Origin of the sequence: Nitrospirillum amazonense (assembly GCF_007828045.1) — a bacterium.
Classification (GTDB): domain Bacteria; phylum Pseudomonadota; class Alphaproteobacteria; order Azospirillales; family Azospirillaceae; genus Nitrospirillum; species Nitrospirillum amazonense_C.
In genome coordinates this window covers 314,398-326,879 of record NZ_VITN01000003.1, presented here as the reverse complement: position 1 = coordinate 326,879, position 12,482 = coordinate 314,398, and the positions used below count along the sequence as shown (strand labels likewise).

General features: G+C 69.4%; 12 protein-coding genes. 4 read left to right on the top strand and 8 right to left on the bottom strand.

All coding sequences use genetic code 11. From position 1 onward, the window contains the following. Positions 1-61 precede the first annotated feature (61 nt). The 3 genes from FBZ89_RS06915 to cobT all read left to right on the top strand — a co-directional run bounded on the left by FBZ89_RS06915 (position 62) and on the right by cobT (position 3,634). Positions 62-640: a J domain-containing protein gene (locus FBZ89_RS06915; RefSeq protein WP_145749267.1), complete on the top strand. Its 579-nt coding sequence runs from the start codon at positions 62-64 to the stop codon at positions 638-640. A 97-nt stretch (positions 641-737) separates the two neighbouring features. Further along, positions 738-1,730 (top strand): cobaltochelatase subunit CobS, encoded by a 993-nt coding sequence (gene cobS / locus FBZ89_RS06910; RefSeq protein WP_050898122.1) that lies wholly within the window; start codon positions 738-740, stop codon positions 1,728-1,730. A 17-nt stretch (positions 1,731-1,747) separates the two neighbouring features. Further along, entirely contained in the window at positions 1,748-3,634 is a 1,887-nt protein-coding gene (gene cobT, locus FBZ89_RS06905; protein WP_145749266.1) for a cobaltochelatase subunit CobT, read from the top strand. A 69-nt stretch (positions 3,635-3,703) separates the two neighbouring features. On the opposite strand, the gene FBZ89_RS06900 is transcribed toward cobT, so the two are convergent. Then, positions 3,704-4,255, bottom strand: coding sequence for a hypothetical protein (locus FBZ89_RS06900; RefSeq protein WP_145749265.1), 552 nt, complete (start codon positions 4,253-4,255; stop codon positions 3,704-3,706). Positions 4,256-4,466: 211 nt separating this feature from the next. On the opposite strand from FBZ89_RS06900, the gene murI reads away from it, so the two are divergent. Further along, positions 4,467-5,351 carry a glutamate racemase gene (murI, locus tag FBZ89_RS06895; RefSeq protein ID WP_145749264.1) on the top strand — a complete coding sequence of 295 codons (885 nt, stop codon included), beginning with the start codon at positions 4,467-4,469 and terminating at the stop codon, positions 5,349-5,351. Here murI and FBZ89_RS06890 read toward each other — a convergent pair. From FBZ89_RS06890 to FBZ89_RS06860, 7 genes are all read right to left on the bottom strand, one after another. Next, positions 5,348-6,052, bottom strand: coding sequence for an RES family NAD+ phosphorylase (locus tag FBZ89_RS06890; RefSeq protein WP_145749263.1), 705 nt, complete (start codon positions 6,050-6,052; stop codon positions 5,348-5,350). The two genes, murI and FBZ89_RS06890, sit on opposite strands and share 4 nt — an antisense overlap. Then, entirely contained in the window at positions 6,024-6,410 is a 387-nt protein-coding gene (locus tag FBZ89_RS06885) for an MbcA/ParS/Xre antitoxin family protein (protein WP_145749262.1), read from the bottom strand. The genes FBZ89_RS06890 and FBZ89_RS06885 overlap by 29 nt, the downstream gene beginning before the upstream one ends. An 82-nt stretch (positions 6,411-6,492) precedes the next feature. Continuing rightward, complete coding sequence (gene nadC, locus FBZ89_RS06880) at positions 6,493-7,350, bottom strand: carboxylating nicotinate-nucleotide diphosphorylase (RefSeq protein WP_145749261.1); 858 nt, start codon at positions 7,348-7,350, stop codon at positions 6,493-6,495. Next, positions 7,347-9,002, bottom strand: coding sequence for an L-aspartate oxidase (locus FBZ89_RS06875; RefSeq protein ID WP_145749260.1), 1,656 nt, complete (start codon positions 9,000-9,002; stop codon positions 7,347-7,349). Before FBZ89_RS06875 ends, nadC begins: the two co-directional genes overlap by 4 nt. A gap of 77 nt (positions 9,003-9,079) precedes the next feature. Then, entirely contained in the window at positions 9,080-10,090 is a 1,011-nt protein-coding gene (gene nadA / locus FBZ89_RS06870) for a quinolinate synthase NadA (protein WP_145749259.1), read from the bottom strand. Positions 10,091-10,517: 427 nt separating this feature from the next. Beyond that, positions 10,518-11,708, bottom strand: coding sequence for a class I SAM-dependent rRNA methyltransferase (locus FBZ89_RS06865; RefSeq protein WP_145749258.1), 1,191 nt, complete (start codon positions 11,706-11,708; stop codon positions 10,518-10,520). Positions 11,709-11,810: 102 nt separating this feature from the next. Then, on the bottom strand, positions 11,811-12,281 hold the full coding sequence (locus FBZ89_RS06860; protein ID WP_145749257.1) for a hypothetical protein: 471 nt from the start codon (positions 12,279-12,281) through the stop codon (positions 11,811-11,813). Positions 12,282-12,482 lie beyond the last annotated feature (201 nt).

Sequence of the window (12,482 nt, the reverse complement as noted above, 5' to 3'; positions counted from 1 at the left end):
ATGGTGGCGCGGGCGACCCGCCGCGCTTGTCACGGCCGGGACCTGACCCCATACTTTCGCGATGCAGAAACAGCGCCCCGGATTCTCCTTCTCGTTCGACGATCCGCCGCAGGTCCAGGTCAGGGCCTGCGACCATCCCGGCTGCGCCGAGGTGGGGGAGTACCGCGCGCCCAAGAATCGCAGCCAGCTGAACGACTATTACTGGTTCTGCCTGGACCACGTGCGGGCCTACAACAAGGCCTGGGACTATTACCAGGGCATGAGCACGGAAGAGATCGAGCGCGCCATGCGCTACGACACCACCTGGCAGCGCCCCACCTGGCCCATGGGCGACTGGCGCACCCGGGAACGAAATCTGCGCGACAGCATGAGCCGGGGCCATAGCTTCGGCGCCGACTGGGAAGCCGGCGCGTCGCATCGCCCGCCGCCGCCCGCCCCCCGCACACCGGAGGATGACGCGCTGGACGTGCTGGGCCTGAAGGCGCCCATCGGGTTCGCCGAGGTCAAGCAGCGTTATCGCGAGCTGGCCAAGCAGAACCACCCCGACACCCACGGCGGCGACAAGGACGCTGAGGAGCGCCTGAAGCGCATCAACCAAGCCTACAATGTGCTGAAAGCCGCCTATGCCGACCATGGCTGAGGCCCGCCGCCGGCGCCCAAGCCCCAGTCTCCAAGCCGTTGAAACAATAACCAAGACCAACCGTTCTGTTCGATCTCGCAGGAAAGCCGACCGTCCCATGTCCCAGGAACCGACACCGATGAACGCCGCCTCGCTGCCCGACATCAAGATCTCCGTCCGCCAGACCTTCGGGATCGACAGCGATATGCAGGTGCCGGCGTTCAGCTCCCCCACGGAACATGTGCCGGAGATCGACAGCACCTATCGTTTCGATCGCGAAACGACCATGGCCATCCTTGCCGGTTTCGCCTACAACCGCCGCGTCATGGTCCAGGGCTATCACGGCACGGGCAAGTCCACCCACATCGAGCAGGTCGCCGCCCGCCTGAACTGGCCCTGCCTGCGGGTCAACCTGGACAGCCACATCAGCCGCATCGACCTGATCGGCAAAGACGCCATCGTCCTGCGCGAGGGCGTGCAGGTGACGGAGTATCGCGAGGGCATCCTGCCCTGGGCCCTGCAGCACCCCTGCGCCATCGTGTTCGACGAGTACGACGCCGGCCGGCCGGACGTGATGTTCGTCATCCAGCGCGTGCTGGAGGTCGAGGGCAAGCTGACCCTGCTGGACCAGAACAAGGTCATCCGCCCCCACCCGGCCTTCCGCCTGTTCGCCACCGCCAACACCATCGGCCTGGGCGACACCACGGGCCTCTATCATGGCACGCAGCAGATCAACCAGGGCCAGATGGACCGGTGGAACATCGTCTCCACCCTGAACTACCTGCCCCATGACGCCGAGGTGAAGATCGTCCTGGCCAAGGTGCCGACCTACGACACCGATGACCGCCGGGTGCTGGTCAACGCCATGGTGCGCCTGGCCGACCTGACCCGCGCCGGCTTCATCGCCGGCGACATCTCCACCGTCATGAGCCCGCGCACGGTCATCACCTGGGCCCAGAACGCCGATATCTTCGGCGATGTCGGCTTCGCCTTCCGCGTCACCTTCCTGAACAAGTGCGACGAGGTGGAGCGCGCGGCGGTGGCCGAGTATTACCAGCGCTGCTTCGGCACCGAACTGCCCGAGAGCGGCGTGCGCGCCACCCTCGCCTGACGCGGGGGAACGAACCCATGTCTTCCGACCGGGAATCGCCGCTGGAGGCGTTCAAGCGGGCCACCGGGGCCGCCGTCCGGGCTATCGCGGAGCGCGGTGACCTGACGGTGGGGTTTTCCGCCGAGCCGCCGGGCTATTCCGGCACGCGGGTGCGGGTGCCCCTGCCCACGCGTGACCTGAACGTGCGCGACGTGGCGCCGGTGCGGGGTGCCGCCGACGCCGCCGCCCTGCGCCTGCGCCACCATGACGCCGCCGCCCACGCCCGCCTGTTGCCCACGGGCGACACCGCCCGCCTGGCCTTCGAGGCGCTGGAACAGGCGCGGTGCGAGGCCATCGGCGCCAACGCCATGGCCGGCGTGGCCGACAATTTGACGGCGGCGCTGGAGGAACGCTTCCGCCGCCAGGGCCTGGACCGGGCCACGGCGCGGGACCAGGTGTCGCTGGCCGATGCCCTGCGCCTGATCGCGCGCGAGGCCCTGACAGGCGCCCCCGTCGCCCCGGCCACCCAGGCGGCGCTGGACCTGTGGCGCCCCTTCATCGAGGAGAAGGCGGGCGCCGACCTGGTACAGTTGAAGGCGGCCATGGCCGACCAGCAGGCCTATGCCCGCGAGGCCCGCCGCATCCTGGCCGACCTGGATCTGGAGGTGGGCGGCGATCCCGAAAAGTCGGAAGAGGAGGAGACCGCCGAGTCCGGCGACGCCCAAAGCCCCGAGGGCGCCGACAATGACGAGGCCGGCGGCGGCCAGTCCGACGATGCCGAACCGGAAGCGACCGGGGAGCAGCAGCAGGCTGGCGGCCAGACGGAGGAGACCGCCGGCGCCGCCGAAAGCAGCGAGGGCGAGCAGCAGGAAATGGAGGGCGCCGGGGCCGAGCAGTCGGGCGAGCCCGGCGAGCCGTCCCGCCCCGATTTCGGCCGCAACAGCCTGGACAGCGGCAACTACCGCGCCTTCACCACCGAATTCGACGAGGTGGTGGGGGCCGCCGACCTGTGCGACGCGGATGAACTGGCCCGCCTGCGCATGATGCTGGACCAGCAGTTGCAGCACCTGCAGGGCGTCATCGCCAAGCTGGCCAACCGCCTGCAGCGCCGGCTGATGGCCAAGCAGACGCGCGCCTGGGTGTTCGACCTGGAGGAAGGCATCCTGGACGCGGCCCGCCTGGCCCGCGTGGTGGCCAATCCGGTGTTGCCCCTGTCGTTCAAGCAGGAAAACGACACCAACTTCCGCGACACCGTCGTCACCCTGCTGATCGACAATTCCGGGTCCATGCGCGGCCGGCCCATCACCATCGCCGCCATGAGCGCCGACATCCTGGCGCGCACCCTGGAACGCTGCGGCGTGAAGGTGGAGATCCTGGGCTTCACCACCCGGGCATGGAAAGGCGGGCAGAGTCGCGAGCGTTGGCTGGCCAGCGGCAAGCCCGCCGCCCCAGGCCGCCTGAACGACCTGCGCCACATCGTCTACAAGGAAGCCGACGCCCCCTGGCGCCGGGCTCGGCGCAACCTGGGCCTGATGCTGCGCGAAGGCATCCTGAAGGAGAACATCGACGGCGAGGCCCTGTTGTGGGCGCACACCCGGCTGATCGCCCGGCCGGAGCAGCGGCGCATCCTGATGGTCATTTCCGATGGCGCGCCGGTGGACGACAGCACCCTGTCGGTCAACAGCGGCAGCTACCTGGAAAAGCACCTGCGCAGCGTCATCGAGTACATCGAGACCCGCAGCCCGGTGGAGCTGATCGCCATCGGCATCGGCCATGATGTCACGCGCTATTACCGGCGTGCTGTCACCATCGTGGATGTGGAGCAGCTGGGCGGCACGGTCATGGAAAAGCTGGCCGAGCTGTTCGACGAGGACGACCGCCGCCCCGGGGGCTCCCGGCGCCAGGCGCGGGGCGGCCGCCGTTAAAGCTCAACCCCCATAAGAAAAGGGCCGCCACGCGAGTGTGGGGCGGCCCCTGATTCTTGTCCCGAGGGCTTACTTCCCGGCCGGCTTGGTCGCCGGCGCCGGGGCGGCGGGGGCCGGCGCGCCACCGGTGCGCGCCTTGTAGACATGCAACTGCTCGTTAAAGCGGGCCGCCAGGATCTGCATGTTGGAGACCACGGCGTCCTGCACGTTGGTCAGCTGCAGGAACTTCGCCACCGTCACCTTGTCCGGATGCTGGGTCACCAGCTGATCGACGCAGGCGATGAAGCCTTGGCCGCTGTTGACGTAGGACTGCATCTCCTCATGCGCCTTGCGCATGTCGGCCTCGGGCGCGGTCTTGCCGTCGGGAATGGTCGGCACCTTCTTGGGGAAAGGGCAGGTCCAGCCGTCGTCGTCACCCGCCTTGGCACCGGCGGCCGGGGCCGCGGCGGCGGGTGCCGTCTTGGGCGCCGACGGCATGATGGGCGCGGAACCGGCCGTGGGTGCCGCCGGTTTCGCCGCCTGGGCTTGGGCGGGTGTCGCGCCAACGAACGCAAGGGTTGTCGCCGAGGCGAGGACGGGCAGGATCAACAGGGACCGGCGGACGGCGACACGCAGGCTCACGGGCAAGGTTCCTCAAGACGAAGGGCAAAGGGCGCCAGCATAATGGCGGCAGCATAGTAGACCGGCGCACTAAGGCATAGCCGACATGCGTTGGCAAGACGGGGCGGCAACCAGCCGCAAGGGCGTTGCCGCCGCCCCGGCGGATCGTGCTAAACCGGTGGTGACGGGTGCGCCTGCGCACCCCCCCAAGCGAACGGTGCGGTTGCGAGCGATGATCGGCGTTTTCGATTCAGGCCACGGCGGATTGACGGTGTTGCGCGCCCTGGCCGACCAGATGCCCGACCGCCGCTTCGTCTACCTGGGCGACCATGCCAACGCCCCCTACGGCAACCGCACGCCGGAGGAAATCTACCGCTACACCGTGGCCGGGGTGGAACGCCTGTTCGGCCTGGGCTGCCCCCTGGTCATCCTGGCCTGCAACACCGCCTCGGCCCAGGCCCTGCGCCGCTTGCAGCAGACTTGGCTGCCTACCGCCTACCCGGACCGCCGGGTGCTGGGCGTGCTGGTGCCCATGGTGGAAGCCATCACCGGCGTGCCGTGGATGGCGGACGTGGCCGCCGGGTCGCGCGCGGGGGAGCCGCGCACCGTCGCCATCTTCGCCACCCAGCACACGGTCAGCAGCGGGGCCTACCCCACGGAGATCGCCAAGCGCGCACCGGAGGTGCGGGTGGTGCAGCAGGCCTGCCCCGACCTGGTGCGCCTGATCGAAGCCGACGCCCCGGTTGAGACCATCCGCGCCGCCATCCAGGACTATACCGGGCAGTTGATGGCCCAGTTGGACGGCGTGCCGCCGGACGCGGTCGTGCTGGGCTGCACCCACTATCCCCTGGTGGCCGACCTGTTCGCCCACGCCCTGCCGGCCGGCGTGGAGATCCTGGACCAGCCCAACCTGACGGTCAGCAGCTTGCGCGCCTATCTGGAACGCCACCCGGAATATGAGCTGCCCAGCCGCGCGCGGGAGCAGGGTGGTGTGGAAGCGTTCCACACCACCGGCGCGGCGGAGCCCATCACCCGGCTCGCCACCCGCTTCTTCGGCGGCGAGGCGCGCTTCCACAGCGTGGGGCCGGATCCCATCCCGGCCAGCCTGAAAGGCTAACGCGGGAATTCCAGCTTTATGGCGGGAAATTCGCACCAGACCTGGACGGCCTGGGGACGAATGAACAGATGCCAGCTGGATAGCCGCTTTGGCCTTTTGGCGCCGAAGCCCCGGGGCGTCAGCAGGGCCACGTTGGCGCCGGCCAAGGGGTCGCGCACCGACTGATAGCGGATCAGCTGAGCCCCCGCTTGACGGCCGGCATCGGCGAGATCCTGGCAGGCAGTATAGTTGGCCTTGTCTGTCCACAAGGCTTGGTCACGGTCCAGCGGTGGCGCCGTCAAATCGATCGCACGCTCCACGGCGCAAGGAACCTCGATGCCTGTGCGCTCCATGGGCCGGGCGGGAAGCTGGGTGTCGGGCGATTCCAGGAAGAACAGCAGGGCGTAGTGCGCCGCCTCGGCCGCCGCGGTTTCCGGCCGCTCCGCCGCGTAATAGACGCCCTCGGCCTGGTGCATGCGACGGAAGCGCGAGCCGTGGGGATAGGGGCCATAACGGAAGGGTGTGGCCAACAGGAAGTGCAGGCCATCGCATTCCGCCGGCATGGGCGGCTTGGTCTCCTCCAGCATCTCTTCCAGCAGGGCCTGATCGGCCAGCGTGCCCACCAGTCGGATGGTGGAGGCGCGCGCCTGGTTTTCCACCAGCCGCCAGAGATCATGCTTGTAGGGATGGGCCTCAGACGCGAGCGCGGCGGGCGTCCACATAGCTCACCAGAGAGGCCAGGCCGACAACGGTTTGGGCAAGATCGATAGGCCGACCGCGCAGCGCCAGATTCTCCGCCCGCATCCACGAGCGGGAGCTGGCGTCGTCGCCGCCGGTGATGGCGTCCAAGCCGCGAAACATCCGGATGAACAGCAGGGCCAGTTCGAAGGCCTTGTCCTTGCGGGTCAGCCTGAAGGCGCCCTTGCGCAGGCGGCTGAGGGAGGGCGGCGATACGCCGATGATGCGGGCCAGCGCGGTATCGGACACGTCCAGGATGTCCGCCGCGCGGCATAGCGCCTGCGCCAGCACCGCTCCCTCACGCTCCTCGGACCGTTCCAGTTCCTCACGCGGCTGGACCATTGTCATCTCCATAGAAAGATTTTTTGGCCAATCTTTCTATAGAAATTTAAGGCCGCTAGGGCGCCGGGTCAATGAGTTCTACTCATAAACTCTCGAAATCCAGGCCGATGTCGAAGTTGGTGACGGAGTGGGTGAGCCAGCCCAGGGAGATCAGGGTCACGCCCGTTTCCGCCACCGCCCGCACCGTTTCCGGCGTGATGCCGCCCGAGGCCTCGGTGATCAGGCGGCCGGCCACCATGTCCACGGCCTGGCGCAGGGTGGCGGGGGTCATGTTGTCCAGCAGCACGGCGTCCACCGGCAGGGTCAGCAGCTCTTCCAGCTGGGCCAGGGTGTCGACCTCCACCTCGATCTTCACCATGTGGCCGACATGCGCGCGGGCGCGCTCCACCGCGGCGCGCAGGCCGCCGGCCGCCACCAGGTGGTTATCCTTGATCAGGACGGCGTCATCCAGGCCGAAGCGGTGGTTGCTGCCCCCGCCCACGCGCACGGCGTATTTCTCCAGCGCGCGCAGGCCGGGCGTGGTCTTGCGGGTGCAGACGATGTGGGCGCCGGTGCCCGCGATGGCCTCGACCAGCTCCGCCGTCTTGGAGGCGATGCCGCACAAGCGGCCCAGCAGATTCAGGGCCGTGCGCTCGCCCGACAGGATGGGGCGGGCCGCGCCTTCCACCACCGCCACCGCCTGGCCCGGCGCCACGCGGGCGCCATCGGCCACCAGGGCCCGCACCGACAGGCCGGGGTCCAGCAGGGAAAAGGCGGACAGCGCCGGGGCTAGACCGGCGACGACGCCAGCGTGGCGGGCCTGGAACAGGGCGCGGGCCTGGGTTTCCACCGGGATGCAGGCATCGGCGGTGACATCCCCCGCCCGGCCCAGATCCTCCAGCAACGCAGCGCGGACCAGACCTTCGTACATGACGGGATACAAGGGGGCAGGCGTGCTCATGAACGGGTTTCCCGGGTGGTGGCGGGCTCAACCTCGGCCACGCGGCTGAGGTCGGAGTAGGTCAGGATCTGGTGATGGCGCCAGGCGTCGCGGGTTTCCGGATGATCCGCCCGGGTATGGGCGCCCCGGCTTTCCTCCCGCCGCTTGGCGGCCTCCACCACCAGGCGGGACAGCAGCAGGCGATTGCGCAGTTCCAGGCCGGCGCGGATGCCGGCGTAGTCGCGCGCCGGCACCAGGCGCTGGGCAGCCAGGGTCAGGCCTTGCAGGCGCAAGGCGGCCTCGGCCAATCCCATACCGTCGCGCACCAGGCCAACCTTTTCCGCCATCAGCAGCTGGGCTTCGGCGGCGAGGTCGGCGGTGGCGGCGCCACCGGGCACCATGGGCGCGTGGGGCACGGCCACCGGCTGGGGGGCAGCCGGTTCGGCCATCAGCGCCGCCGCCACGCGGCCGGCGAACACCACCGCCTCCAGCAGCGAGTTGCTGGCCAGACGGTTGGCGCCGTGGACATGGGTGCAGGCGACCTCACCCGCCGCCCACAGGCCGGGGATGGAGGTGCGCCCATCGGCATCCGTCAGCACGCCGCCCATGTGGTAGTGAGCGGCGGGCGCCACGGGCACGGGGGCGGCGGCGGGGTCCAGGCCGGCCTCGGCGCAGATGCCGGCCACGGTGGGGAATTTCCGGGCGCCGCCGGCCGCCCAGATCGGGCGCAGATCCAGGAACACCTTCTCCCCCCGCGCCACGCGGCGGCCGATGGCGCGGGCCACCACGTCGCGGGGCGCCAGCTCGGCATCGGGATGTTCATCGGCCATGAAGGCGTGGCCGCCGGCGTCCAGCACCTTGGCGCCGGCGCCGCGCAAGGCCTCCGTCAGCAGGGGCCGGCGGCCGGGCGGGCCGGCGACGGCCAGGGCGGTGGGATGAAACTGCACGAATTCCAGGTCGGCCAGGTGGGCGCCGGCGCGGGCGGCCAGGGCCATGCCGTCGCCCGTGGCCTCCGGCGGGTTGGTGGTCACGGCCCACAACTGGCCGGTGCCGCCGGTGGCCAACACCACGTGCGGGGCGACGTGCAGCACCCAGCCGACACCATCCTCATAGGCCAGGACGCCCTGCGCCCGCCGCCCGCGCCCGGTTTCACGCACGACCAGGTCGGCGGCGGCGGCACGGGTGTGGATGCTGATGCCGGGGGTGGCGCGCACGCGGTCGGCCAGGAAGGTCACCAGGGTGCGACCGGTAGCGTCGCCGCCGGCATGCAGGATACGGTGGCGGCCGTGCGCCGCCTCACGCCCCAGCAGGGGCTTGCCATCCGCCCCCCGGTCGGCGGGCAGGCCGGCCTCCAGCAAGGCCGACATCTCGGCGATGCCGGCCTCGGCCAGCAGGCGGGCCATCGCGGGATCCGTCAGTCCCGCCCCTGCGACCACCGTATCGGCGGCATGGTCGGCAGCGCTGTCGCCGGCGCCCAGCGCCACGGCGACCCCGCCCTGGGCCCACAGGCTGGACCCGCCGGGCAGGTCATCCGTCTTGGTCAGCAGCCGCACCCGCCGCCCAGCCTGGGCCAGGGCCAGCGAGGCCGCCATGCCGGCGGTGCCGGACCCGACCACCACCACGTCGCTGTGGACAACCTGCACAGGCGATACCGGATAAGACGCGCCATCCATGGCATCAGGCTCCGTCACCAGGGGAATGGGAAGGAAGGCCGGCCCGACGCCGGCCTAGCGGATAAAGACGCAGGCGATCAACGGCCTACGGCCAGCATGCGCTCCACCGCCAGGCGGGCGCGATCGGCCACCGTGGGATCGATCTCCACCGTGGGCTCCAGGGTGCGCAGCGACTCCAGGATGTTGGAGAGGCTGACCCGCTTCATGTGGGGGCACAGGTTGCAGGGGCGGATGAATTCCACGTCCGGATACTCAGTGGCGACGTTGTCGCTCATGGAGCATTCGGTGACCATCAGCACCCGGTTCGGCCGCGCTTCGCCCACATACTCCACCATGCGGGCGGTGCTGCCCACGAAGTCGGCCTCGGCCAGCACCTCGGGCGGGCATTCGGGGTGGGCGATGATGGTCAGGTCCTTGAAGCGGGCGCGGTAGTCGCGCAGTTCCGCCCCCGTGAAGCGCTCATGCACCTCGCAGTGGCCCTTCCACTTGATGATCTTCTTCTTGGTCTGGGTGGCGACCCAGCTGGCCAGGTATTCGTCGGGCAGGAACAGCACGCTGTCGCTGTCCAGCGATTCCACGATCTCCACCGCGTTGCCGGAGGTGCAGCAGATGTCGCTTTCCGCCTTCACCTCGGCCGAGGTGTTCACATAGGTCACCACCGGCACGCCAGGATGCGCCTCGCGCAGCAGGCGGATGTCGGCGGCGGTGATGCTGTCCGCCAGCGAGCAACCGGCGCGCATGTCGGGCATCAGCACCGTCTTGGACGGGTTCAGGATCTTGGCCGTCTCGGCCATGAAGTGCACGCCGGCCATGACGATGACGTCGGCGTCCGTCTGCGCCGCCTTGCGCGCCAGCGCCAGGCTGTCGCCCACGATGTCGGAAACGCAGTGGAAGATTTCCGGCGTCTGGTAGTTGTGCGCCAGGATGACGGCGTTGCGTTCCTTCTTCAGCGTGTTGATGGCGTGCACCAGCGGCGCATGGAAGGGCCACTCCACCTCCGGGATCACCTTGGCCACCCGCTCATACAGGGGGCGGGTCGCGGCGGCGACGGCGGGGGTGTATTCGAGATCGATCTCGGCAACGGACATCGGGACACCTGGCAAGCGAACGCGCCCACGAACGATATCGGCCCGCATGGCCGGCCCCCGCGGCGCGACAAGCGGGGGCGTCCTCCCTGTAACCTCACCCCTTATGCTCTATTTGAGCATTAGGGTGACTAATGCTCGCTCGGAGCATAAGGGGTGTCAAGCCCGCTTTAAGGGCCCATTCATGTAACTGTCACAGGGGTGACCCGGGTCCACCGCATCGCTGCGGGTGCGAAGAAACGCCACCGGCCAACAGAAAAATCGGCCGATATCAGCCGCTTATTTATATTTCCTTAGGCGCCGGGCGCCCGCATCCTCGGGCTGGTTTTGTCCTCGCCTTCCAGCCCGCTGACGCCCCTCGGAAAGCTCCGGCGGCTCCGGTCGGGGCCTACAGCGGCAGGAGACACGCCCCTGCCGCTGGGAGGGGATGTCAGTCCAGCGCGAAGACCTCGGCCTTGAGGTAGGCGCTTTCCGGCAGCAGGGGGTGCACCGGATGGTCGGGGCCGGCACCAGAGAAGCGCAGGATGCGCCCCTGGCGGCGGGCATCGCCCAGGCCCTTGGCCACCAGCTCGGCAAACAGCTCGGGCGGCATGTTGTGGCTGCAGCTGGCCACCAGCAGGATGCCGCCGGGGGCGGTGATCTGGGCGCCCAGCTTGGCCAGCTTGCGATAGGCGCGGCTGCCGTTGGCCAGGTCCTTCTTGGACTTCACGAAGGCCGGCGGATCGCAGATCACCACCTCGAAGGTCTCGCCGGCCTCTGCCAGGCGTTCCAGCTCGGCGAAGGCGTCAGCCTTGCGCAGTTCCACCGTGTCGGCGACACCGTTGGCCGCCGCCGCCTTGCCTGCCAGTTCCAGCGCACCGGCCGAGCGGTCGACCAGCACGGTGCGCGCGGCACCGCGCGTGGCGGCCAGCACGCCGAACCCGCCGCAATAGCTGTAGAAGTCGATGACCGAGCGGCCCTGCGCCAGGCTGGCGACGAAGGCGCGGTGGTCGCGCTGGTCATAGAACCAGCCCGTCTTCTGCCCGCCCGCCGGATCGGCGAAGAAGGTGGCGCCGTTCTCTTCCACCTTGATGGGGCCGTCGACCGCGCCCATGGCCACGCGCACCTCTTCCCCCACGCCTTCCAGGCCGCGGGCGGCGCTATCGTTGCGCAGGATGACGGAAGCGCCGGGGAACACCGTGGCAAGGCCGTCCAGGATCTGCGGCAGCAGGCGGTCCATGCCGGCGGAATTGGCCTGCACCACCAGCACGTCGCCATAGCGGTCGACGATCAGCGCCGGCAGGCCGTCGGCCTCGGCATGCACCAGGCGATAGTAGGGCCGCCCGATCAGCCGGTCGCGCAGCGCCGCCGCCGCGCGGAAGCGGTCGGCGAAGAAGCCGGCGTCGATGGTCGCCGACAGGTCGCGGGTCAGCACGCGCGCCGCGATCAGGGTGTGGGGGTTGAAGGTGGCGATGCCCAGCACGCCGCCGCCGGCGTCGGCCAGCCGCACCAGCCCGCCCTTGGGCAGGGCCTTGGCGGCGGCGTCCATCTGGATCTCATTGGAATAGGCCCAGGGGTGGCCACCGGCCACGCGCTTGTGCCGGCCCGCCTGGAACAGCAGGGTGGGAAGCTTTTCAGTCATGGGCCGGAGCATAGCGCGCGGCCCCGAAGGCACAACGGCAAAGGGCGCAAGGGATCCCGTCGCCGGGAACGCATCTCGTCCTCAGGCCGGCGCGGCCATGGATCAGGCCGGCGCGGCCATGGATTCGGCCAGCAGGTGCTTGCACAGGCGCCGCCCCTCGGGCAAATGCCCCAGGGCGCGGAAGCGCGCCAGCGACGGATGGGCCTTCACCTGGCTGTCCGGCAGGGTGATGTGGATGGCGTCGCAGCCATGCCGCCGGGCGATCCGGTCCATTTCCGCCAGCAGCGCGTCCCCCGCCCCTTCCGGATCGAAAAGGTCCAGCGCCACGAACACGTCCACCTGCAACCCCAGGCGGTGATCCAGGTCCGGCACCAGCAGGTAGGAAAACAGGCCGTGCATGTAGCGGTGGTCCAGCTGCACCGTGATGATGCCGCCGCGGCTGCCGGGCGCCAGCAGGGCCTGGGCATGGTCGCGCCAGCGCCCCACCGTCAAGTCCGGATAGAACGGGCGCATCAGGGCGTAGGCCTGGTCGATCTGTCGGGCGTCCAGCGGACGGGTCACGAAGGTGGGCATGAAGGCACAAATCCGAGACTGAGGGATAGCCATCCTGATGCCAGGCCCCGAACCGCCGCCATGACATGGATCAAAGAATAAACGCGGGGATGGAGTAAGCCAGTCATCGCCATGTCTAGGCTTTTCCTCAGTCGTTTCCTGGCTATATGCTGATCTGGCGGCACTGATTGGGGAACGAAAGATCGGCCGCATCCCTCACGA